The 22,347-nt window shown below is 62.7% G+C and carries 19 protein-coding genes; 10 read left to right on the forward strand and 9 right to left on the reverse strand.

What is annotated here, in order from left to right; all coding sequences use genetic code 11:
* Positions 1–25: 25 nt before the first annotated feature.
* Positions 26–1,267 carry an NAD(P)/FAD-dependent oxidoreductase gene (locus AC07WT_RS35700; RefSeq protein ID WP_494950596.1) on the reverse strand — a complete coding sequence of 414 codons (1,242 nt, stop codon included), beginning with the start codon at positions 1,265–1,267 and terminating at the stop codon, positions 26–28.
* A 66-nt stretch (positions 1,268–1,333) separates the two neighbouring features.
* Positions 1,334–2,122 (reverse strand): ABC transporter substrate-binding protein, encoded by a 789-nt coding sequence (locus AC07WT_RS35705; RefSeq protein ID WP_492594896.1) that lies wholly within the window; start codon positions 2,120–2,122, stop codon positions 1,334–1,336.
* A 227-nt stretch (positions 2,123–2,349) separates the two neighbouring features.
* On the opposite strand from AC07WT_RS35705, the gene AC07WT_RS35710 reads away from it, so the two are divergent.
* Both AC07WT_RS35710 and AC07WT_RS35715 read left to right on the forward strand, forming a co-directional pair.
* Positions 2,350–3,324 (forward strand): ornithine cyclodeaminase family protein, encoded by a 975-nt coding sequence (locus tag AC07WT_RS35710; RefSeq protein WP_494950597.1) that lies wholly within the window; start codon positions 2,350–2,352, stop codon positions 3,322–3,324.
* Between the two features lie 96 nt (positions 3,325–3,420).
* Entirely contained in the window at positions 3,421–4,065 is a 645-nt protein-coding gene (locus AC07WT_RS35715) for a helix-turn-helix transcriptional regulator (RefSeq protein WP_494950598.1), read from the forward strand.
* A gap of 2 nt (positions 4,066–4,067) precedes the next feature.
* On the opposite strand, the gene AC07WT_RS35720 is transcribed toward AC07WT_RS35715, so the two are convergent.
* Both AC07WT_RS35720 and AC07WT_RS35725 read right to left on the reverse strand, forming a co-directional pair.
* On the reverse strand, positions 4,068–5,120 hold the full coding sequence (locus AC07WT_RS35720) for a phytoene/squalene synthase family protein (protein ID WP_494950599.1): 1,053 nt from the start codon (positions 5,118–5,120) through the stop codon (positions 4,068–4,070).
* Positions 5,121–5,362: 242 nt separating this feature from the next.
* Entirely contained in the window at positions 5,363–8,290 is a 2,928-nt protein-coding gene (locus AC07WT_RS35725; RefSeq protein ID WP_494950600.1) for an FAD-dependent oxidoreductase, read from the reverse strand.
* 142 nt (positions 8,291–8,432) lie between these two features.
* Between AC07WT_RS35725 and AC07WT_RS35730 the strand changes: the two genes are divergently transcribed.
* The 6 genes from AC07WT_RS35730 (at position 8,433) to AC07WT_RS35755 (ending at position 14,562) form a co-directional block, all read left to right on the forward strand.
* Positions 8,433–9,326: a dihydrodipicolinate synthase family protein gene (locus AC07WT_RS35730; protein WP_494950601.1), complete on the forward strand. Its 894-nt coding sequence runs from the start codon at positions 8,433–8,435 to the stop codon at positions 9,324–9,326.
* Positions 9,327–9,352: 26 nt separating this feature from the next.
* Positions 9,353–10,195 carry an ABC transporter substrate-binding protein gene (locus AC07WT_RS35735; RefSeq protein WP_492594827.1) on the forward strand — a complete coding sequence of 281 codons (843 nt, stop codon included), beginning with the start codon at positions 9,353–9,355 and terminating at the stop codon, positions 10,193–10,195.
* Positions 10,196–10,237: 42 nt separating this feature from the next.
* Positions 10,238–10,987: an amino acid ABC transporter permease gene (locus tag AC07WT_RS35740; protein WP_494950602.1), complete on the forward strand. Its 750-nt coding sequence runs from the start codon at positions 10,238–10,240 to the stop codon at positions 10,985–10,987.
* A gap of 26 nt (positions 10,988–11,013) precedes the next feature.
* A complete protein-coding gene (gene hydA / locus AC07WT_RS35745; RefSeq protein ID WP_494951128.1) occupies positions 11,014–12,456 on the forward strand; it encodes a dihydropyrimidinase in 1,443 nt (480 codons plus the stop codon).
* Between the two features lie 36 nt (positions 12,457–12,492).
* A complete protein-coding gene (locus tag AC07WT_RS35750) occupies positions 12,493–13,242 on the forward strand; it encodes a GntR family transcriptional regulator (RefSeq protein ID WP_492594825.1) in 750 nt (249 codons plus the stop codon).
* Between the two features lie 189 nt (positions 13,243–13,431).
* Complete coding sequence (locus AC07WT_RS35755) at positions 13,432–14,562, forward strand: porin (protein WP_494950603.1); 1,131 nt, start codon at positions 13,432–13,434, stop codon at positions 14,560–14,562.
* Positions 14,563–14,761: 199 nt separating this feature from the next.
* On the opposite strand, the gene AC07WT_RS35760 is transcribed toward AC07WT_RS35755, so the two are convergent.
* A complete protein-coding gene (locus tag AC07WT_RS35760; protein WP_492594824.1) occupies positions 14,762–15,016 on the reverse strand; it encodes a hypothetical protein in 255 nt (84 codons plus the stop codon).
* A 39-nt stretch (positions 15,017–15,055) separates the two neighbouring features.
* Positions 15,056–15,559 (reverse strand): lecithin retinol acyltransferase family protein, encoded by a 504-nt coding sequence (locus AC07WT_RS35765; protein ID WP_494950604.1) that lies wholly within the window; start codon positions 15,557–15,559, stop codon positions 15,056–15,058.
* A 439-nt stretch (positions 15,560–15,998) separates the two neighbouring features.
* Here AC07WT_RS35765 and AC07WT_RS35770 point away from each other — a divergent pair, with 439 nt between their 5' ends.
* Both AC07WT_RS35770 and AC07WT_RS35775 read left to right on the forward strand, forming a co-directional pair.
* Positions 15,999–16,286: a hypothetical protein gene (locus AC07WT_RS35770; protein ID WP_115100824.1), complete on the forward strand. Its 288-nt coding sequence runs from the start codon at positions 15,999–16,001 to the stop codon at positions 16,284–16,286.
* Positions 16,287–16,291: 5 nt separating this feature from the next.
* The gene (locus tag AC07WT_RS35775; RefSeq protein ID WP_494950605.1) at positions 16,292–17,062 is read left to right on the forward strand and encodes a PP2C family protein-serine/threonine phosphatase; all 771 of its coding nucleotides are present in this window, start codon (positions 16,292–16,294) and stop codon (positions 17,060–17,062) included.
* Positions 17,063–17,078: 16 nt separating this feature from the next.
* Here AC07WT_RS35775 and AC07WT_RS35780 read toward each other — a convergent pair whose 3' ends face one another.
* The 3 genes from AC07WT_RS35780 to AC07WT_RS35790 all read right to left on the reverse strand — a co-directional run bounded on the left by AC07WT_RS35780 (position 17,079) and on the right by AC07WT_RS35790 (position 22,339).
* Positions 17,079–18,425 carry a sigma-54 interaction domain-containing protein gene (locus AC07WT_RS35780; RefSeq protein WP_492594821.1) on the reverse strand — a complete coding sequence of 449 codons (1,347 nt, stop codon included), beginning with the start codon at positions 18,423–18,425 and terminating at the stop codon, positions 17,079–17,081.
* Positions 18,422–21,478, reverse strand: coding sequence for a peptidase domain-containing ABC transporter (locus AC07WT_RS35785; protein ID WP_494950606.1), 3,057 nt, complete (start codon positions 21,476–21,478; stop codon positions 18,422–18,424). The genes AC07WT_RS35780 and AC07WT_RS35785 overlap by 4 nt, the downstream gene beginning before the upstream one ends.
* A 108-nt stretch (positions 21,479–21,586) precedes the next feature.
* Positions 21,587–22,339, reverse strand: a complete 753-nt coding sequence (locus tag AC07WT_RS35790) for a peptidylprolyl isomerase (protein WP_494950607.1) — start codon at positions 22,337–22,339, stop codon at positions 21,587–21,589.
* Positions 22,340–22,347: the final 8 nt, after the last annotated feature.

Below are 22,347 nucleotides of genomic sequence, written 5' to 3' on the forward strand. Positions count from 1 at the left end.
AATCGCGCCGACGTCTCCGGCCTGTCTAGCGGAACCGCTCCGGACGAAACGGATGCACGTCGGCAAACGGCGCAGCGCCCGTCATCATTTCCGCTAGCAGGCGCCCTGTGACGGGACCGAGCGTCAAGCCATGATGGTTATGTCCAAACGAAAACCAGAGGCCGCGATGCCGAGACGCAGGTCCGATCACGGGCCGCATGTCGGGCGTGCACGGACGCAGCCCGAGCCATGGTTTCTCATCGAGACGATCCCCCAGACCGAATACCGGTCTGGCGATACGTTCCGCGCGGTCGAGTTGAACCGCGGTAGGCGCCGCATCGCGCGCGGCGATCTCGACGCCGGTGGTGAGACGCAAGCCGCCGCGCATCGGTGCGATCACGTAGCCTTCCTCAGTATCGACAACCGGCACCGACAGCATCGTTTGCATGGGCTGATAGTGCATGTGATACCCGCGTTTCGCGCGCAACGGAATGCGGTAGCCAAGCGGCGCGAATACCGTATCCGACCACGGTCCGAGCGCGACCACCACTTCCTTTGCGCTGATTTTTCCGGCGCTTGTCTGGACGGTCCAGGCATCGCCTTCGGCCCGCACGGTGGCCGCGTCGCCGGTCAGCAGCGTGCCGCCGCCGTCTTTGAAGAGACGCGCGTAGCCCTTCGTCAGTGCGCCGGGATCAGAGATGCTCTTCGGGTCCTGCCAGTGCAGCGCGCCACAAAAGCCCGGGCCAATGCCGGGCTCCTGCTTACGGAGCGCCGCCGCATCGAGCGGCACGAGACGCAGGCCGTGCTGGCGCGCGGAGACTTCGGCGGCGGCCGCCTGCTGATCGAACTCGGCCCGCGTGCGAAATGCTTCGATCCAGCCGCCGTCGTGCACGAGATTGCCAAGACCGGCGCGCTCGATCAGCGCATCGTGTTCGGCGACGCTTTGCCGGATCAACGGCAGCATGTCGCGCGCGGCCATCGCGAGACGCTGCGGTGACGACTCCCACCAGAAACGCCCGAGCCACGCCGCGAACGCAGGGAGTGCCCGGTAGTCCCAATAGAGGTCGGTTGACCGATTGCGGGCGTAGCGCAGCAGCGTGCCGAGACGGCGCGGAAACCCATAAGGCACGATCGACGACGACTCGATCAAGCCCGCGTTGCCGAAGCTGGTTTCCTCGCCGGGGCCACGCCGGTCGACCAGCGCGACGCGGCGTCCGCGATCCTCCAGATGCAGCGCGGACGACACGCCGACTATGCCGGCGCCCAGTACAATTACATCGAAATCCATAGACTCGCTCTGTGTTCCTCACCGGCTCGCGCGGTTCGGATCCGTCGGCCCCGGCCTGGGAGCCGGTTACTTCGCAATGATGTCGCGCTTGAAGTACTTCATCGACAGATTGCTCAGCGTGCCGTCTTTTTTCAGCGCGTCGAGCACAGCGTTGATCTTGCCGCCCAGCGCCTTGTCGTCCTTGCGCATGCCGAAGCCGGTGCCTTCGCCGAGCGTGGCCGGATCTTTCAGCGGCTCACCGACGATTGCGTAGTCGTGACCCGCCGGCTTATCCAGAAATCCTTCCTGCGCGGTCTGCGCTTCCTGAACCGCTGCATCCAGACGTCCCGCGAGCAGATCCGCATAGACCTGATCCTGGTCCTGATACGACACGATCGTGACGCCCGCATTCGCCCAGTGCTGCTTGAGGAAGTCTTCCTGCGACGACGCCTGCAAGACCCCGACACGCTTGCCCTGGAGACTCTTTACATCGGGCAGCAGCGTCGAGCCGCGCCGCGCCACCATCACGATCGGCACGACGTAGATCGGCCGCGTGAAATCGATGCTCTGCTTACGCTTGGCGGTGATGTTCATCGCCGAATTGATGACGTCGAATTTACGCGCCTGCAACGCGGGAATCAGACCGTCGAACGAGTTTTCCACCCACACGCACTTCACGCCCATCTTGGCGCAGACGGCATTGCCGACATCGATGTCGAATCCCTGCAACTGGCCAGCGGGCGACTTGCTTTCGAACGGCGGATAAGCGGCTTCGATGCCGAAACGCAAGGTGCCTGCGGTTTCGGCGTTGACCGTGCCGGCCACGCTGGCCAACGCGGCAGCGAGGCAGAGTGAAAGCGAAATCTTGAGATTCATGATGGTTCCAGGCGTGGTTGGTATCGCTAGAAATAGGGATCGGGTGAAACAGCCATGAGACCGCCGGCGCCGGTGGGCATGAACCGTGTTCATCGCTGTTCTGGAACATCAGTCTATTCTGGACTCAGACAATTGCAAGCATTTTTCAAAAATAATAGTCCAGACTGGACTTTGAATTTAGAATTGCGTCACCGCCGGAACCCGGCAACGACTTGGAGAGCAGGCCAATGAGCAATCACGAAACGAACCAGACCCCGCTGATCGTTCAGGAAGACGCCGTGCGCAAGGCCCTGCCAGAACTGGATGTGCGCCGTGCGCTGACGCAGATGTTTCGCGCGCTCGGCCATGAAGATGCGGTCCAGCCGCCGCAAAGCCTCACGCTGTTTCCCGCCAACGCCGGCGATTTCATCACGTACCTCGGCGCCGTCGCCGACGCCAGGGTATTCGGTGCGAAGCTGTCGCCGTACATCGTGACAGGCGCAAAACCGATCATCACCGCGTGGACGGCGCTGATGTCGATGGAAACCGGCCAGCCGCTGATGTGGTGCGACGCCGGCCTGCTCACCATCGAGCGCACGGCCGGCGCGACGGCGCTCGCGGTCGAACATCTTGCGGCAACTGGCGCGCGCCGCCTGGCGATCGTCGGCGCTGGAGCGGTCGGGCAGGCGCACCTGCGCCATATCGCTCCGTTGCGGCCGTGGGACTCGATCCAGGTGTTCTCGCCCGGACTGCACGGCGACGTGGCGAAATGCGCGGCGATCACCGCGCTGGAAGCGCGGGTGACGATCAACGCCACACTCGAAGAGTGCGTACGCGACGCGGACGTGGTGGCGCTGTGCACTTCATCGGGCACGCCCGTGTTGCTGGAGGGCATGCTGGCGAAACCGGCGCTGATCACGTCGATCAGCACGAACGCCGCGAATGCACACGAGATCCCGCCTGCGTGGTTGACGGAGATGGACGTCTATTGCGACTACCGGCGCACCACGCCCGCCAGCGCGGGAGAAATGAAGCTGGCGGCCGAGCGGCACGGATGGTCGCCGCAAAGCGTGGTGGCTGATTTGCCTGAATTGGTTTGCGGCAACGCTGAGAAGCCGTCTTACCGGAAGCATGCTTTTTTCCGCTCAATCGGACTCGGACTCGAGGACGTGGCGATCGCTTACGAGTTGTTGCGGCATCTGACGTTGAAAATCGCCGCATAAACGCCGTGGCAAAATAGCACGGACCACACGGATCGGCGGCGGCATGAACAAGCCGATGCCGGACATCGCCGCCACCTGAAAACTGCACCTATCTCCATGCGAAAGACAAAAACCACACCGGCTCGCCGGCTTCTGCTCGAGCGATATGGCCGTGTCGCCGACGGTATCGCGCTGCTCTTTTTCCCGTATGTCGAAATCGTCATTCACGACCTTCAGAGCCAGACGGTCGCGTATATCGCCAACAATCTGTCGAAGCGCGAGTTGGGTGACGAATCGGCGCTGGAAGAAATCGATCACGTCGCGACGCCGGGCACGATCGGTCCATACGAGAAGATCAACTGGGACGGCCGGCGCATGCGCTGTGTCAGCACGGTGTTGCTGGACGACGCCGGCGCCGCGGTCGGCATGATGTGCATCAACTACAACATCGCGGTCTTCGATGAAGTGAAACACGTCATCGACCTTGTCGTTTCAGGCGCGGGCGTCGTGAAGCAGCCTGAGGAACTGTTCAAGGACGACTGGCAGGAACGCATCAACACGTTCCTTCACGCATGGCTTCAGGAACGCCAGTTGGCGTTGAACTCATTGACCCGAGACCACCGGCGCGAACTCGTCACGGCGCTGTGGGCGGAGGGCGCCTTCAAAGGAAAGAGCGCGGCGAACTACGTTGCCAACGTTCTGGGAATGGGCCGCGCGACGGTGTATCAGCACATCAGGGATCTGCGGGACGCGGCGGAGTAGCGTCACGTTCCGAGCCGTGCTTCGATTTTTTCGATCCGCCGCTCCACCGACCTGCGCACAAGCGCGTTCGACGGCACCAGCAGCATTGAAGACGCGATGATCTTGTACACGTCGTTGCGCCGCACCTTGGAAACTTTGGCCGGGTCGAGCCACGCGTCGTTATCCACCAGCAACAGCAGTGTGTCGAGGCCAATCAGCACCGGCCACAAACAGGCCAGACGCAAACGCACGGAAAGAGCGGGTATCGCGAGCGTGTACGCCAGGGCCTCGCGGAAGTGATCCAGAGCCTTGCGCACGAGCTCCACCATCAGAGGCCGCGCGCGGACCGAATTGCCCGGCAACAGGAGGTCTTGCGCACTCAAGCCGAATCGATCCAGCATCGTGCCGGGAAGATAACAGCGGCCGATCCGCAGATCTTTGCCGCAATCGCGCAGCACGTTGGTCATCTGCAGCGCTTTGCCGAAGCGCACGCCCCGGCGCGTCATCGTCCCGGGTTGCTCCTTCAGCGTGCCGGGCATGTGCGCGTAGGTCATCGTGGTCCAGAATTCGCCGACGCATCCCGCCACCAGATAGGTATACCGGTCGAGCTCGTCATATTCGCGAAGCGCGACGATCTGCCCGGATTGCTCGTCAGGAAAGGCTCGAAGATCGAATTCCATGCCTTCGGTCAGCGTCGAGACGATCCCGCACACGGCCTTCCGATCGGACTCGCTCAGTTGCGACAACACCTCCAGCGCAGGTCCGAGCGACTCGAGCAACACTTTTTCATCCGACTGGATCTGCTGACCGGCCACTTCGGCCGCGATCCGCCGGATCGAAGCGCCATCGTCGGCCGCGCCGTTGACCTGATTGCGCAGCGACAACAGCAACGCGAGACGTTGTTCCGGCGGAATCAGCGACGTGTCCGCGATGGTGTCGGCGGCGCGCGCCAACAGGTAGGCAAGGCCGATCGGATCGCGCATGCCGACAGGCAGCACGCGCAAGGTGAGGTAAAAGGAGCGTGAAACGCCTTTCAGGAGCGGACCGAGAAGAAAGGCCCGGGTCGGATTGGGCATGGATGGGATCAGGTCAGTATTGAGCAAATTTCAAGCGCTGCCGAATTGTATACGGCGAAACGCTTCTGCCGCGCGGCGCGGAATGCTCGAACGCGCCGCGCGACTGACCTTCCGTATCCCAAGCGTCAGGACGCTCAGGCGCTCAAGCCGAGCAAGCCGATCGCGTTCTGCTTCAGAATTGGAGGCTGCACCTCGTCCCTGAAGCCGGCCTGCCTGAAATCCTCGAGCCACGTCGCCGTGCTTCACGCAGGTGTAAACCGGTCGAGCAGAAAGGGCGCGATGTCGAGTTCGGGAGAGCGTTGAAGAATGAGATCGGTGACGAGTTGCGACACGATCGGCGCAAGTGTGTATCCGTTCGACGTCACGGCATTGAAAAAGCCGGGAACGCCTTCCACCGGACCGAGAATCGGCGCGCCGTCGATGTCGATATTCATGCCGGCCCAAGCGCGCACCATGTGCATTCCCTTGAGCGCGGGCAGCACGTGACTTGCGACCCAGGCATTGCCTTCGATGCTCTCGCGCATTGCGTGATTCATGCGCCGCGCGGGGTCGAACGCGGCGGTCCAGCCGCCGCCGATCAGGATGCCGCCGGTCGCGGTCTGCTTCAGGCTCAGGTGGCGGTCGGCGTGGGCGATCAGATGGTCGACGAGCTTCGGCGCGGGTTCCGTGGCGATCATCTGCAACGGCGCGCCCGCCACCGGGACGTGCACGCCGAGCATCGCGCCGATCTCTTTCGCCCACGCGCCGGCGGCGTTCACCACGACACGTGCGCGAATCCGGCCACGGCTCGTGTCGACAGAAAAGCCGCCGCGATCGCGCATGATCGCCGTGACGTTGGTCGCACGCTGGAAGCGCGCTCCCTGCGCGCCGGCAAGGCGCATGACGGCATACGTTGCGCGCAGCGGATTGATCTTGCCTTCCATCGGGCAGTATTCCGCACCGAGAAGCGCGGGCGAAAGATGCGGCGACAACGCGAGCAGGCCGCGTGCATCGAGCAGTTCCGCTTCGATGCCGAACTGTTTTTCGAGCGCGATCTTCTGCTCGAGGAAGCGCATGCCAGCGTCGCTGTCGGCCACCATCAGACCGCCCGTCACGCGGATTTCGAGGTTGTCGCCGCTTTCGCGTTCGAGTTGCTGCCAGAGCCGCACCGACGCGGGGCCGAGCGCAAGCGTGTTGGCCGCGGGCGTGCCGCCCGCGCGGGCCTTCTTGCCAAAATCGAACGACAGCAGTTGCACGTGCAGGCTGCCCGCGTTCGCGCCGGACGCCTGCAGGTTCAGATCGTCGCGGTCTACCACCAGCACGTCGCAGCCGGCACGGCTCAGAAAATGACTCAGGCACGCACCCATCACGCCGCCGCCGATCACTAGAACGTCGGTCGTCTGATCGCCCAGTGCGGGTTCTTTTACAGGCCGCGCAACGTTCGGCGTGGACGCCTTGCGATGGCCGCCCCATTCGGGCTTCTCGAACGCGAGCGCGGCGAGCGGCGTGGGACGTACTGGCACACGCGGTGCGAGAAAATGCATGACCTCACGGGCACGGCCGGTCGATTCCTCGACGAGCTTCGCGCAACTCGCCGCGCAATTGCGGCCCTGGCAGCGGCCCATGCCGAGGCGGGTGTTGCGCTTGATCGACGCCAGCGTGTCGTGGCCGGCGGCGAGCTGGTCGACGATTACGCCCTGCGTCACGTCCTCGCATCGGCAGACGATCGTGTCGCGCGGCAGATCCGCGATGCGCGGCGCCGGTGCGGCGAAAATTTTCCACAGCGCAGTCTGGAACCGGTCCGCGCGCGCCAACGCACGGCGTGCCGCAGCACGCGATTGCCCGGCGTCCGCCTTTGACTGAAGACATAGCGCATCCGCCGCCGCGTGGCCCGCGAGCGTCCCGCGCGCGAGCGCGACCCGGGCGCCGCCGATGCGCGCGCCGTCGCCTGCCGCAAACACGCCTGCGATGCTCGTCTGCCCGTTCGCGTCGATGTCGGTGGCGAGATGACCGACGCCTCTGTCGACGAACGAATGCGCGCAGCCGAGCGCCCGTGCGATATCGGTCGTCGGCGCGAAGCCGTAACCGACGCACAGGGTGTCGCAAGAGAGGGTGACGGTTTTGTCGTCGCAACTGTAGGCAATCTCTTCGAGCCGCTGCTTGCCATGCGCCTCGAGCCCGCGCGCGTTCCAGACGACCGGGACGTTCGCGGCGCGCAGCGTGGCGAGGTAAGCGGCGCCATCGCGAATCAGGCTGGGCGCTTCGCGGGTCGCGACAAGCAGTTCGCGCCACAGGCGCAAGCCGGGTCGCGTTGCACTTTCGAGAACCGCCACGACGTTCGCGCCGCCGGCCACCAACTCGGCGGCAAGTTGCAGGTTCAGCGGCCCGTTGCCCGCAATGACGATCCGCTCGCCCGGCGCCACGCGATACGCCCGCGCTAGCGTTTGTGCGCCGCCGGTGGTCATCACGCCGGGCAAGGTCCAACCCGGGAAGGGCGCGGTGTATTCGTACGCGCCAGGAGCGAGCACGATCTGCCGCGGGCGGAACACGACGCTTGCGCCATTCACGATCACACCGATTTCGTGCGGGCCGAATGCGCCCCAGACGAACGCCTCCGACGTGAGCGTGACGCCCATCGCGCGAGCACGCCGGATCAGCGCTGCGCCTTCGCGGAACTGTCGATCCAGTTTGCTGGCCTGCTGGCTCGGCGCCATCTGCTTGAAGAACTGGCCGCCCGCCATGGGGCGCTCGTCGATCACCTCGACCGATGCACCACGCGAGCGGGCCGCGCACGCCGCCGTCAGTCCCGCGGGACCGGCGCCTACCACCAGCACGTCGACGGCGACCTCGCGCGGCTGTGCGCCCTCAGGCGTCGGCGCGAGCGGCACATGATCGCCGGCGTTTGCGCGCGCCGTGCCCTGTGCGGTGACCTGCATGCCGTCCGCCGCCTTCGTCATGCAGGCGCGTTGTCCCTGTTTGCCGTCCACGCACACGAGGCATTCGAAGCAGTTGCCCATGCCGCAATACAGCCCGCGCCGCGCCCCGTCGCGTGTCTCTCGATACACCCCGCGGCCGGCGTCGGCAAGCGCCGCGGCGATGGACTCGCCCTCTAGCGCGCGGATGCGCTCGCCGTCGTATTCGAACGAGATGAGCTTGCCGGATGGAGCGACGTGCGATTCTTTTAGACGCATCGGAAACCTTGTTGCATTGGGCTCAAGCTTCCAGACGGGTGCCGGGATTTGAAAAGACTTGACGTATGAAATTTGTATACAAATGCTATACAAACAATATGCAGATTCAAAGCTCTCAAAAAAACCGGATTCCAGCTCTACGATGAAAACTTTTCGCGGCACCTACACCGTCCTGATTACGCCCTTTACCGCCGACGGCAAGCACGTCGACGTCCCAGCCTTGCGCAAACTCGTGAACTGGCAGATCGAAGAAGGGATTCATGGGCTCATCCCGCTCGGAAGTACGGGTGAGTTCCTGTCTCTAAAGGACTCGGAGCGGATCGAAGTGGCGCAGACCGTGATCGAGGCGGCGGCGGGCCGTGTGCCCGTGCTGCTCGGCACGGGGATGGAATGGACCGACGACGCCATCGCCCGCTCGCGGGAAGCGCAGGAACTCGGCGCTGACGGCGTGATGGTGATTCCGCCGTTCTACAGCACGCCGACCGAAGACGAGCTCTTCGAGCATTACCGCCGGATCGGCGAATCGATCGAACTGCCGATCATGATCTACAACAATCCGGCCACGGCGAACGTCGACCTGAAGCCGGAACTCGTCGCGCGCCTGTCGCACATCGACAACGTCAGCTACATCAAGGAGTCGACGCTTGAAGTCACGCGAGTGCGCGACATCGTCGAATTGTGCGGCGACCGCATGACCGTGTTCGCGGGGATCCTCGGTTACGAATCCATGTGTGTCGGCGCGCAGGGCTGGGTGGCGGTGTGCTCGAACCTGCTGCCCCGGCTGTCTGCACGGCTTTACGAATGCACCGCTGTCGAGCGAGATCTCGACGCGGGGCTTGCGATCTATCGCGAGATGCTGCCGATCGTGCGCTGGGTCGGCGGGCATCGCTATGTGTCGGCAAGCAAGGCCGGCCTCGCGATGATGGGCTTGCCAGCCGGCGAGCCGCGCGCGCCGCGTCTGCCGCTGCCGGCCGCCGATCGTGAACTGCTACGCGCCGATCTCGCGGCGCTCGGCGCGCTAAACACGCTGTCCTGATTCCCTTTTTTTTCCTGGAGAATTTCATGTCCTACCGTTCGTTCGCCCGCCCGCTCCTGTTTTCAGGCGCACTCGCGATTGCAGTGGCAATGGCCGCGCAGCCGGCTGCTGCCGCGTGCACGTCATCGATTCCCGCCGGCGCGCTGATCAAGCAAGGCGCGCTGATCATGTCGACCAACCCGACGTTGCCGCCGCTGCAATACACCGACGCCTCCGGACAACTGAAGGGCATGCGCATCGAACTGGGCGAGGAGATTGCGAAGCGTCTGTGCCTCACGCCCGAATACGTGAAGATCGATTTCGACGCGATGGTGCCGGGTCTGCAAGGCGGCCGCTGGGACGTCATCAATACCGGTATTTTCGTGACCGATGAGCGTACCCGCATCATGCAGATGATCCCGTACGAGAACCAGGCGATCAGCATTTCCGCCCTGGCTTCAAATCCGCTGAAGATCACGAAGACCGATGACCTCGCAGAGCACACGGTGGCCGTCGAGATCGGCGGTTTCGAGGAGGCGCAGGCCCGCGCGATGATCAAGGACATGACGGCGCGTGGCATGAAGCCTTTCACGTTGCGCACCTTCGACACCTTCTCGATCGCCTATCAGGCGCTGGCTGCCGGGCAGGTGGACGCGGTCGTCTCGATCGACGCGGTGGCCGGCGAGTACCAGAAGCGCGGTGGTTTTGCACGCGTGATATCCGGCATCCACCCGACGCCGGTCGCGCTTGCGGCGAAGAGCCCGGCTCTCGCGAGCGCGATCGCCGGCGTGCTCGACCAGATGCAGAAGGACGGCAGCTACCAGAAGCTGTTCGCGAAGTACGGCATCAAGCCGCTCGACGCGCCGATCGCAGTCGCACAGCCGAAGTGACCGCGTCACCAGCACGTTGATTACATCATCAGGAGCCGAGCAATGAACAAAGGATGGAACTGGGACGGCTTCGCCTCGTATCTGATCAGCCCGTACTTGATCGGCGGCGCGTTCCAGACCATCTGGCTGACACTCGCGGCGATCGCGGGCGGCCTTGTTCTCGGCTCGCTCATCGCGTTTGCGCGGCTGTCCGGAAAGCGTTGGCTGTCAGCACCGGCTGCGTTTTACGTATGGATTTTTCGTGGGACGCCGCTGCTGGTACAACTGATCATCCTGTACACGGGGCTGCCGCAGGTCGGGCTGCGCTTCTCCGTGATCGAGGCCGCGCTCATCGGCCTGATCCTCAACGAGGCGGCATACCTTGCCGAGATCATCCGCGGGGGCATTGCCGCTGTGCCGCGCGGGCAGATCAACGCCGCGAAGGCGCTTGGCCTGAACGGCGTGCAGACCATGCGCCAGATCGTCTTCCCGCAAGCGATGCGGCTCATCGTGCCGTCCCTCGGCAATAGCGTGAACAGCCTGTTGAAGACGACCTCGATCACGTCGGTGATCTCGATGGAGGAACTGCTCAGACGCACGCAGGAACTCATCCAGGAACGCTTCATGGTGCTCGAGCTGTTTGTCGTGGCCGCGCTTTACTACTTGCTGATGACGACGGTCTGGAGCTTCTTCCAGCGCAGGATCGAAGCCTATTACGGACGAGGCTATGCCGCGCACGATGCAGGCCGCAGCGGTTGGCGCGCATGGCTCACGGCGCGCCGCACGCCGCGCGTAGCAGCCCGCTCGCATTGATTACGGAGAAAACACGCGTGACCGACATGTACCAGTCCAGCTTTGACACGGTGATTCGGAACGCCCGCATCGCCACGGCGGCCGATCTCTACACCGCCGATATCGGCATCAGCGGCGGCGTGGTCGTCGCAATCGGCCGTGATCTGCCCGGCGGCCGCGAGACGATCGACGCGAAGGGCCGCTTCGTCACGCCGGGCGGCGTGGATGCGCACGTTCATCTCGACCAGCCCACGTCCGACGGCTCGAAAATGGCGGACGATTTCCTGACCGGCACGCGCTCCGCGGCGTGCGGCGGCACTACCACGGTCATTCCGTTCGCGTTGCAGTTCAAGGGACACAGCGTGTGCGCGGCAGTGCAGGATTATCATGCTCGAGCGGCCGGCAAGGCATCGATCGACTATGCGTTCCACCTGATCGTGTCGGACCCGACAGAGGCTGTGCTGAAGGACGAACTGCCGGCACTGATCGCGGACGGTTATACGTCGGTCAAGGTCTATATGACCTACGACGACATGAAGCTCGACGACCGCCAGATCATAGACGTGCTCGCCTGCGCGCGCGTTCATGGCGCCATGACGATGGTCCATGCGGAGAACAGCGACTGCATCGGCTGGTTGACCGAACGGCTGCTCGCGGCCGGGCTCACCGCGCCGAAGTATCACGGCGATTCGCGGCCGATGCTGGTCGAGCGGGAAGCTACTCATCGGGCAATCGCGTTGTCCGAGGTGACGGAGGTGCCGATTCTGATCGTCCATGTCTCCGGACGGGAGGCGATCGAGCAGATTCACTGGGCGCGCGGCCGGGGTCTGCCGATCTTCGCGGAAACCTGCCCGCAGTATCTTTTCCTCAGCGAAGAAGACCTCGCGCTCGAAGGCTTCGCTGGCGCGAAGTGCATCTGCAGCCCGCCGCCGCGCGACAAGGCGAACCAGCAGGCCGTATGGACCGGATTGCAGAACGGCATGTTCACGATCGTGTCGTCGGACCACGCGCCCTTTAACTACGACGATCCGCACGGCAAGATGCTGCATGGCGCCGCTAGCGGCTTCCACCTGGTGCCCAACGGCATTCCGGGCCTCGAAACCCGGCTGCCGCTGCTGTTCTCGGAAGGCGTGCTGGCCGGCCGGATCGGCATCAACCGTTTCGTGCAACTCACGTCGACGAACGCGGCGAAGCTGTACGGGCTGTACCCGCGCAAGGGCACAATCGCGGTCGGCAGTGACGCCGACCTGGTGATCTGGGATACGGGTATCGAACGTACGATCCGCAACGACGAGCTTCACCATGCGGCCGACTACACGCCCTATGAGGGACGCGAAGTGCGTGCATGGCCCGCGACGACGCTGAGTCGAGGCGTGACCGTCTGGGCGGACGGGCAGTTCCGCGGGCAGGCCGGTCATGGACAGTTCCTGCGATGCGAGCGCCCCGAGGTTGTAACATCGCAGGTCAAAATCGGGACTGCCGCCATCTGAAAGCGGATCCGGCGGAAAAGAGAACTACGCGCAATCATGACAAAAGCAGACACCAAAGCAGCGGGAACCGGCGTGAAGAAGGCATCGCGGAAATCGACAGGCGAGGTGCCGCAGCCAGACGCATCGTCCGTGCAGACAGAAGAAGCGGTCTCCGAAACGCGCATTGCCAGCCTCGGCGAGCGCGCCTACCGGCGTTTGCGCGAGATGATTCTGGATCGTGAGCTCGAGGCGGGCGCGCTGCTTAATGAACTGCGTGTCGCCGATCAACTGGATATGTCGCGTACACCCGTTCGCGAGGCGCTCATCCGGCTCACCGGCGAAGGCCTGCTGGTGCGCGCCGACGCACGCAGCTTCGCGGTGCGCACGGTGTCTGCCCGCGAGTTTTTCGAAAGCATGCGGGTTCGTGAAGTACTCGAGGCACAAGCGATCGACCTCGGCATCCAGCGGCTCACGCCCGTGGCGATCGAGGCGCTGGAAGAGAAGGTTCACGCGCTCGAGGTCGGCAAGCATACCGAAGTCGAGCATCGTGAACTGGATGATCTGCTGCACAGGACGATTGCGGAGGCGTCGGGCAATGCCGTTCTGGTCCAGATGATCGCGATGATGCGGCTGAACGCGCGGCTCTTTCGCGTGACGAGCCATCTTCACCGCCAGCAGGAGAATCACGTCGAACACCTGGCGATCCTCGCCGCGCTCAAGTCGCGTGACAAGGTGGAAGCGCGCAACGCGATGGTCAGCCACATTCGTGGACTTCAGGATGACGTTATCCAGGCGATAACGGGGTAACCACCGCTGGACCTTACCTTCGAAGATCCGCAGTCCAATATGGATAATTAGTATGTCTATGCAAAAAATAGGAAAGGGGACACTTTTGGCTAAAACCTCCGTCAATTCGAAGTCGTCAATTCACTGAAGAGATCACTAATGAAAAACCTTGCTATTACCCTTGCGGGCACCGTCAACTCAAGGACGCCGATGAAGAAGACCACTCCGGCAATTCTTTCGCTGGCCATGCTTGGCGCAACTGGCGTAGCTCACGCACAAAACAGCGTCACGCTTTACGGTATCGTCGATACGGGCCTGACGTACGTTTCCAACGACGGCGGCAGCAAGTCCTTCAGCATGTCGTCGGGTAACGAGTCCGGTAGCCGTTGGGGCCTGAAAGGCTCGGAAGACCTCGGTGGTGGCCTGAAAACAATCTTCCAGTTGGAGAACGGTTTTAATTCGACCAACGGCAAGCTTGGTCAGGGTAGCCGCCTGTTCGGTCGTCAGGCGTTCGTTGGTCTGAGCAGTGACAAGTGGGGTACGCTCACGGCCGGGCGTCAATACGATCCGCTGGTTGACCTGGTTCAGCCGGTGCAGGGCGATGGCTTTCTCGGTGGCGTGTTCATCTCGCCGGGTGACATCGACAACGCCGACAACAGCGCGCGCGTCAATAACTCGATCAAATACGCGTCGCCTTCCTGGTCCGGCTTCCAGTTCGAGACCATGTACTCGCTGGGCGGGGTGGCTGGCGCGATGGGCTCGGGTCAGAGCTATGCCGCTGCAGCTGCGTACAGCAACGGTCCGGTCAACCTGGCAGCGGGTTACTACCACCTGAGCAACGGCAACCGCGCAACCCGCGGAACATCGACGTGGGACTCGCTGTTCAACACAGCGGTCAACGCCGCGTATTCCACCGCGGCGTCGATCAACAATGCCCGTATCGGGGGCAACTACGTATTCGGCTCGGTGACCTTGGGCGGCTACTACAGCTACGCCGAATACACTGCAGACGGCAGCTCGACGTTCAAGCACGCGGAAAAGTACAACACGGGTTCGGTGTACGCCGTGTGGCAGGTCTCGGCACCGCTGCAGACCCAGATTGGCTACGTGTATCTGAAGTCGAGCGGCAACTCGTCGGCAAAGTATAACCAGCTCGCAGTCGCAGCGGACTACTCGCTTAGCAAGCGTACGGATGCCTACGCGTGGGCAGGGTACACGACTGCATCAGGAACGCAAGACTCGTCGGGCACGGCTGCTGTAGCTGTCATCGGCTCAGCAACGGGCAATTCGGGGTCCAGCAAGCAGGCTACCGTGACCGTGGGTATCCGTCACAGGTTCTAATCGACGTTAGATAAAAAAAGCCCGCATCTGCGGGCTTCAGATTGCTGACCAACCCCATGTTTTTCGGAGCGTGGGGTTTTGTTTTTCAGGCCTGGCGGGTCGCGGCGTGAAGTGCGAGTTTTGGGTCGATCAAGGCCTGGAGTGCGCAGATGAGCCGCTGCAGACAGCCGTAAGGGCATCGCGGGAGACAAACGCGGGACTAGCAAACCGCCGCGCGGCGATGGCCGTTCATCGCGGGCCGCTCGGCTTGCGGCGGAAACACGTTCCATGAGCCGTCGTCGTGACGGAAGAAAAAGATCGACAGCAGTCCGCCCGGGCGGAGTGCTTCCACGCAGACATAGCACTGATGCTGCAGCTTGCTATGACAAAACTGCGTGACGCGCGCGGGCATCGACGGTGTGGGTGCGAGCCATTTGTCGACGGCCCAGTGCAAGGTCTTTTCTGCGGCAACCATGATGTTCTCCTCGAATCCCGTTCAACTCTTTCCACTCGCTCACGCGGCGTACGCAGCGACCTGACCACCCTTCGCACCACTTTCGACAAAAGCCTTCACCAGACACAGCAGCGCATGCATGCCGGCGCGCGGATGGGTCAGACAGCAATGCACCTGTTCGCTGCGGCTTTCGCCGAGCAGGCACCACGCGCAGAAGTGCTCGCAGTTATTGGTCAGGAGCCTGTAGCGGTTTTCGCCGAGCCGGGAGCGGGCGCGGCGCACGGCCTCGTCGCCCTGGTAGCGCGCGCAGGGTGTCGTGCGAACCGACAGCGGATGGCCGGCGGCAAAGCGCGCCAGTTCGACTTCTTCCACCGGACCGCGATGAGCCGAGTTCGCAAACCCGGCGTAATGCACCACCCGGCCGTTGCCGACATAAATGCCGTGGTGTTCATAACCGTTGCGTTGCGTCACGAGATGCGCGCCGATCGGCAGGTCGATGGTCGACGTATCGTTGCGGCCTTCGCTGCGCCGTTCGACGTTCGTCTGAAGAAGGTGGGTGTTCATGGCTGGCCTCGGTTCAATATCCAACACTGTTGCGAGGTCTTTCGCATCATCCGGGCCATGGGCCGGAAAGCCTTTGTTTACGGGGAAATCGGCATTTTCGAGGGTTCGGGAATCAAGCAGGTGTGCGCCGGCAGCCGACAGATTTCGCGTCGATGTGTTGGCGCTCGGCGATCATTTGCGGTCGTCGATAAACGTGCGGCAGGCCTTGCCAATGTGTTGGGTACAGCATCGGTCTGAGGCCGCGGCTGTTGGCTGCAACCCGACCTCTGCGCGTCAGCCTGAACGTACGGCGCGGGCCTGATCGAACGGAATCGCCACCCAATCAACGCGTTACGGCAAACCGCGCGCGCCGGCCGCAAATTGGCATGCCACTTGCACCATCACGCTCAGCTTCTCTTTTAACCGCGCGCCGCTCTCGGGCGGCCAACCGGAGATCGACATGGCCTCAATCACCGTGAATGACCTGGCGCTGAACCTCGCACTCGACCGTAAAGCAATGGCGGCGATTCGCGGCGGCGGCGGTGCGCCGTGGGTGTACGGCTGGATTCAGCCCTATGTGCGGGAAACCCCTAGCATCGGGCCGGTCGTCAACCTGTACGAGGTCTCGAACAACTTCTATGCTAACCAGATGATCAACCAGTTCCAGTCGGTCGATGTCCGCAACACCGGCGCGAACTCGAACATCAGTGTCTCTCCCGACGCACGCAGCAGAAACGATACGGTGTAGACGTTGTGACCTGTGCGAGCCAATTTCGATGGACGTCGTCCGCGCGTTCCGACGTGGGGCGCGTGCGTGAAATCAACGAAGATGCCTGCCTCGACCAGCCCGAACTCGGGCGCTGGGCCGTCGCCGACGGCATGGGCGGGCACGCGGTCGGCGATCTGGCGAGCCGCCTGGTGATCGATACCTTGAGCCGGCTCGCGCGGCCCGCGGGCATGAAAGCCTCTATTGCCGACGCGCGCACCCGGCTGCAGACGGCCAACCGCCAGCTCAGGGACGAAGCGGCGCGCCGCCAGGTGCAGCGGATCGGCAGCACGGTGATCGTGCTGCTCGCGTGCGACCGCTTCTGCGGTTATCTGTGGGCTGGCGACAGCCGGCTCTATCTGTATCGCGAAGGGCAATTGCGGCAATTGACGCGCGACCATAGCCAGGTCGAAGAGCTCAAATCACTGGGTGTGATCACCGGCGAACAGGCGCGCCATCATCCGGCGCAGCACACCATTACGCGCGCGGTCGGGGCCACGGACCAGCTCGAACTCGACGACGATGCAATCGAAGTCGCGGACGGCGACGTCTTCCTGCTATGCAGCGACGGCCTGAGCAACGAGATCACCGATCAGGAAATGCTCGCCGTGCTGACCACGGTGGAATGCGAGCGCGCGTCCGATGAACTGGTCGATCTGGCGCTCGCGCGCGGCGGGCGCGACAACATCACCGCCGTGGTGGTGCGGGCCGAAGATCGCTACGCATCCGACAAAACGCTGCTCAACCCGGCGCCCTGAGGGCGTGAACGCGGCGTCAACTGTCGCCGTCTTCTTCATCGTTTTCATCGGTGCCGTTGTTGCCGGGCGGCGGCAAGTTCCGGTTGCGAAAGTCCTTCGAATGCAGGCCGTGCTTCTTCAGGAGCATTTGCAGATGCGAACGGTTCATGTCGATGCGTCTGGCCAGTTCGGCAACCGTGCCGCTTACCTCGCGAAGGCCGCGCTCCAGGAACGCTTTTTCCGCATCGTCGCTGGCGGCTCGCTTGGCGTCGCTCAGCGACATCAGATTCGCCACGCTGATGGGTTCACCGCCTGACGACGCCGAGCCCGCCGCCGCGGCCGAACCGGGCGCAGCCGGCCGCATATCCACCGGCAGATGATCGACGTCCGCCATGTCGCCGGCGAGGCACGACACGCGATACATCACGTTGCGCAGTTCGCGGATATTGCCCGGATAGGCATAGTTCAGCAGAAAGTCGCGCAAGCGCGGCGTCAGTCTGACGGGCCGGCGCTTCAGCGTGCCGGCGGCCTCGTCGCCGAACCACGCAATCAGCAGCGGAATCTCGTCGCGCCGCTCGCGCAACGGCGGCAACGTGACATGAATCACGCTGAGCCGGTAGAACAGGTCTTCGCGAAACTTGCCCTCCTCGCTCAGTTGCCGCAAGTTTCGATTGGTCGCCGCGACGATCCGCGTATCGACGGCAATCGTTTCGTCGGAGCCCACGCGTTGAATCTCGTGCGCTTCCAGCACGCGCAGCAGCTTCACCTGGCCGGCCAGCGGCAACTCGCCGATTTCGTCGAGAAAGATCGTGCCGGTATGCGCGCTTTCGAATTTGCCTTTACGGTCGTTGGAAGCCCCCGTGAACGCGCCCTTCCGATGCCCGAACAATTCCGACTCCAGCAGATTTTCGGGAATCGCGCCGCAGTTCACGGAAATAAACGGCTTGTCCGCGCGCGAGCCGTTCGCGTGAATCACCTTCGCCATCAGTTCCTTGCCGGTGCCGCTTTCGCCGTCGATCAGCACGGGCAGATCGGTGGGCGCCGCTTTTTCGGCGATTTCGAGCGATTCGAGCAAGCGCGGATTGTCGCCGAACGTGCCCTCGAAAATGAAGCTGCGCTCGATCAATGCCTTTCTGCGCGCGCCGCGCGATTGATCCACGCGCGCGGGTTCGGCCACTGCCGCCTGCACGAAGCGCTCCTTGTGCGAGAGCTGCATCACCTCGTCGCGCAACGAGGTGGCTTGCCTGAGCAGCTTGTCGATGTCGGCGCGCTCGAGGCGCGAGGACCAGCGCAGCGTCGAGCGCAAAATCTCGATCCGCTCGATCAGGCCCGCATACGAGATCGCCGGGCTGGGCTCTTCAATCTGGTCGAGTATCTTCATCACGCGCTCAACTGTTTCTGGACCAGCTGGTAGTACATGCCGCCACGCTGGATCAGTTCATCGTGCCGGCCCTGCTCGACAATCGCGCCTTCATACAGCACGAGAATCTTGTCCGCGCGCATGATGGTGCTGAGCCGGTGCGCGATGATCACCGCGGTGCGGCCCTTCAGAATGTCGTGCATGTTGCCGAGGATATTGCTTTCCGACTGCGAGTCCAGCGCCGAAGTCGCTTCGTCGAATACCAGCAGACGCGGATCGTGATACAACGCCCGCGCGATGCACAGCCGCTGAATCTGCCCGCCGGATAAGCCAATGCCGCGTTCGCCGACAATCTGCTCATAGCCGAGCGGCATCTTGCTGATGAACGCGTGTGCGTCGGCCATCTTCGCGACTTCCTCGATACGGCGCCGTTCGGGCGCGTCGTCGCCGCTCGCGATGTTCTCCGCGATCGTGCCGGAAAACAGCAGATTGCTCTGCATCACGTAGCCGATCTGCGCCCGGTAATAGGCTTTATCGACCACGCCGAGATCGTAGCCGTCGATCGTCATCTTGCCTTCGGTCGGCGCATAGAAACCGACCAGCAATTTGGCGAGCGTGGTCTTGCCCGAGCCGCTGCGGCCCACAATCGCCACCAGTTCGCCGGGCTTGATGTCGAAGCTGATATTTTCGAGCACGTATGCGGAGTCGTTGTCGCCGTAGCGGAAATAGACGCCGTTGAGACTGATTTCGCCTTGCAGTTCGGGCAGCATCACGCGCGACGGCAAATCCTCCGGCTTCTGTTCCGGCTCGATGTCGAGCACGTCGCCGAGCCGCTCCATCGCGACGCCCGCGTCGTTCAACATGCTCCACAGGCCCACCAGTCCCATCAGCGGACCCAGCACGCTGCCCATGAACGCATTGAACGCAATCAGCTGACCAATCGTCATTTCGCGCGCCAGCACCAGATTCGCGCCGACCCAGAGAATCGCAATCGTCGTCGCGGCGTTCAGCAACTGGCTGCCGAGCCCGACGAGGATATTGAATGCGTGCGCGCGATACTGCACTTCGAGCGCCTTCGCGTACTTCTTCTCCCAACGCAGCCGCACCGGCCGTTCGATGCCCATGCCCTTGACGGTTTCCACACCAGCGAGCGCCTCCATCAGAAACGCTTTCGCATCGGTCGACGCGGTGAATACTTCGCGCGCGTAGTTCTTGATCTTCGGCGTGGCCAGCGCGGTCAGCGCCATAATCGGAATCACGAACGCGATCAGCACCAGCGTCATCTTCACGTTGTAGACGAACATGATCGTGAAGTAGATGAACACCATCAGCAGATTCAGCGCGGTGGTCACGGTCGATTCGGTGAGAAACGCGCGGATCGTCTGGTTCTCCTGGAAGCGCGCGAAGATGTCGCCGGTCTTGCGCTTGGCGAAGAACGAGAACGGCAGCGTCATGGTGTGCCTGAAGAACTGCGACATCATCGCGAAGTCCATGTTGCGCACCATGAAATTCGCCAGATACGCTCGAATCGACGACATCAACTGCGAAAACACGTTGGAGATAATCAGCCCGCCGATCAGCAGATTCAGCAGGCTCACATTCTGATGCACGATCACGCCGTCGAGAATGTTCTGGATGATCAGCGGCGGAATCACGCCGAGCACCTGAATCACGAAAGTGGCGAGAAACAGGTGTCCGAGAATTTTCTTGTACGGCCTCAGATAGCCGACAAAGCGTATCCACGGCGAACGCGCAGCCGACATCTGCAACAGATTCGGGTCGCCGGTAAACAGCAGACAGGTGCCGCTCCAGCCGCGCTCGAAATCTTCAACGGTCATTTTCCTGAAGCCGAGCGCTGGATCGGCGACCCACACATAGTCCTTCGAGAGTCCGTACACCACCACGTAGTGGTAGCCCTCCCAGTGGACGATGAACGGCAGATCGAAGCCGCGCAACGAGTCGAACGTGCATTGCACGCCTCGCGCGGTGAAGCCGAGCGATTCGCCGGCGCGCGCGAGGCTGTCGAGGGTGGCGCCCTGAGTCGTGACGTTGGCCAGTTCGCGCAGTTTGCCGAGTGTCATCGGAATGCCGTAGTGACGGCACACCATCGCGAGACACGCGGCGCCGCAATCCATTTCCTCGGCCTGCTCGACCAGCGCGAAACGCTTGATGACTTTTTCGCCGAACTCTGGTTTGCTCTGCAAATCGAGCATCAGCGGCAATTTGCGCCGCTGTTCGAGCCGCTTTTGCCGCTGCAACTCGCGGTCGCCGTAGCGAATCCGTTCATCGAGCACGTCGCGCAACTTCGGATTGCGTTCGAGAATGAAGTGGACGGTGCGCTCGGGAATCACCAGCAGCCGCGTATCGGTTGTAGCCACCACCGAGGCCATCTGTTCCTGCCGCATCAAACACGCTTTCTCACCGAAGATTTCGCCTTCGCCCAGGGTGGCGAGCGTGTAATCGTGCCCCTCCTCATGCCGCACGATGCGCACCTGCCCTTGCCGCACCACATAGAGCCGCCGGTCGTCACGTCCGTCCTGCTTGAGAATCTCCTTGCCGGCGGCCACCCGTTTTACGCCGACGCTGCGCACGTATTCTTCGAGTTCCGCCTTGTTCAGCTTGCCGCGCAGATCGAACAGTTGCGCGACGAAACCGCCTGCCGAATTGATCGCCACATAGCTCGCGATAAACGCCAGCGCCGCCTGATTGCCGGCGATCACCGGCTCGATCGCGGCGCGCGGAATGAACAGCAACTCGGTTTTCGCCGACGCCCGCACCGACGCTTCGTGCACATACGCGCGCAACATCGCGATGTCGGCGAAAATCTCGCCGGCCTTGCGCACGCCCATGCTGGTTTCCTTGCCGTGCTCCTCGATGAAAATGCGCACCGAGCCGGAACGGACCACGTACAGACCGTCGGCCGTCTCGCCCGCGGAGCACACCGTTTCGCCGAACGAATAGAAGCGCGCTTGCGCATATTCGGCAAGACGTTCGATCTCGTCGCGCGAAAACGGCGAAAGAATCTCCACCGAAGTCAGAAACTCGGCGGCGGACGGCGCGGTCTGGGGTGCATCCATAGACTTGCGGACCTCGATTCAGCTTTGTTACGACAGTGCGCGATGTGGCGCAATACGTGCATCGGGTGCATCGGGTGCATCAGGTGCATCAGGTGCATCGCGGGCCGGCTAGCGCGCTTCGATCACATGCTCCTGGGCACGCGCGATCAGCCAGCTCTCGCGCAGCAGACGCTTCACTTCAGAAGCGACGTCCGCATCCAGCGTTGCCGGATACTTGGCTGTCACGGCAAAAATCTCGAAGCACGAACGATCCGCCGACGGAAACGGCCCGAGCAGATCGCCCACCGCCGCGTTGAAAATCTTCGCTTCGATGTCCGGCTTCAGCGAGCCGCGCAATACCTTGCCGATCACGCCGCCGGCTTCGCGCGTATCCGCAATCGAATGCTCGCGCGCCATGTCGGCGAAGCAGTCCGGATCGTCACGCAGATAGGAAATCATTTCCTTCGCCTTGCCCTCGCTGTCGAGCACGATATGGCTCACCTCGATCGCATCGAATTTCGGCGAATTCAGCGCGAAGTAGTCCTTGATCGCCGCCTCGTTGCCGACAATGTCGAGCATCTTTTCCTGATACAGCCCGTCGGTGATGAACGCCTCGAATTCGTCGAGACTCACGTTGAGCACATCGAGGTACTGATTCATATCCGTCGCGCGGTGCAGACCGCGCACGCGGCGGAACTGATCGGCGCGCTGCTGGATTTCGTCGGCCGTCACGACGACACCCTGCTTCTTCGCCGCATGCACGGTGAGCTTGTCGCGCACGATCTGCTCGATCAGGCTTTCGAACTGGCCGGTCAATTTCAGAAGACGAATGAACTCGGCAACGTCCACGACTTCCTCATCGATTCGCACTATCGCGGTCATGTCATCCG

It is taken from the genome of Paraburkholderia sp. GW821-FHT02A12 (assembly GCF_059422005.1).

Bases quoted from the DNA above. Each gene is read 5' to 3' on its own strand.
- AC07WT_RS35725 (WP_494950600.1), bottom strand. From the start codon at position 8,290: ATGCGTCTAAAAGAATCGCACGTCGCTCCATCCGGCAAGCTCATCTCG.
- AC07WT_RS35710 (WP_494950597.1), top strand. From the start codon at position 2,350: ATGAGCAATCACGAAACGAACCAGACCCCGCTGATCGTTCAGGAAGAC.
- AC07WT_RS35740 (WP_494950602.1), top strand. From the start codon at position 10,238: ATGAACAAAGGATGGAACTGGGACGGCTTCGCCTCGTATCTGATCAGC.
- AC07WT_RS35735 (WP_492594827.1), top strand. From the start codon at position 9,353: ATGTCCTACCGTTCGTTCGCCCGCCCGCTCCTGTTTTCAGGCGCACTC.
- AC07WT_RS35790 (WP_494950607.1), bottom strand. From the start codon at position 22,339: ATGACCGCGATAGTGCGAATCGATGAGGAAGTCGTGGACGTTGCCGAG.
- AC07WT_RS35760 (WP_492594824.1), bottom strand. From the start codon at position 15,016: ATGGTTGCCGCAGAAAAGACCTTGCACTGGGCCGTCGACAAATGGCTC.
- AC07WT_RS35705 (WP_492594896.1), bottom strand. From the start codon at position 2,122: ATGAATCTCAAGATTTCGCTTTCACTCTGCCTCGCTGCCGCGTTGGCC.
- AC07WT_RS35785 (WP_494950606.1), bottom strand. From the start codon at position 21,478: ATGGATGCACCCCAGACCGCGCCGTCCGCCGCCGAGTTTCTGACTTCG.
- AC07WT_RS35720 (WP_494950599.1), bottom strand. From the start codon at position 5,120: ATGCCCAATCCGACCCGGGCCTTTCTTCTCGGTCCGCTCCTGAAAGGC.
- hydA (WP_494951128.1), top strand. From the start codon at position 11,014: ATGTACCAGTCCAGCTTTGACACGGTGATTCGGAACGCCCGCATCGCC.
- AC07WT_RS35750 (WP_492594825.1), top strand. From the start codon at position 12,493: ATGACAAAAGCAGACACCAAAGCAGCGGGAACCGGCGTGAAGAAGGCA.
- AC07WT_RS35765 (WP_494950604.1), bottom strand. From the start codon at position 15,559: ATGAACACCCACCTTCTTCAGACGAACGTCGAACGGCGCAGCGAAGGC.
- AC07WT_RS35770 (WP_115100824.1), top strand. From the start codon at position 15,999: ATGGCCTCAATCACCGTGAATGACCTGGCGCTGAACCTCGCACTCGAC.
- AC07WT_RS35730 (WP_494950601.1), top strand. From the start codon at position 8,433: ATGAAAACTTTTCGCGGCACCTACACCGTCCTGATTACGCCCTTTACC.
- AC07WT_RS35755 (WP_494950603.1), top strand. From the start codon at position 13,432: ATGAAGAAGACCACTCCGGCAATTCTTTCGCTGGCCATGCTTGGCGCA.
- AC07WT_RS35700 (WP_494950596.1), bottom strand. From the start codon at position 1,267: ATGGATTTCGATGTAATTGTACTGGGCGCCGGCATAGTCGGCGTGTCG.
- AC07WT_RS35715 (WP_494950598.1), top strand. From the start codon at position 3,421: ATGCGAAAGACAAAAACCACACCGGCTCGCCGGCTTCTGCTCGAGCGA.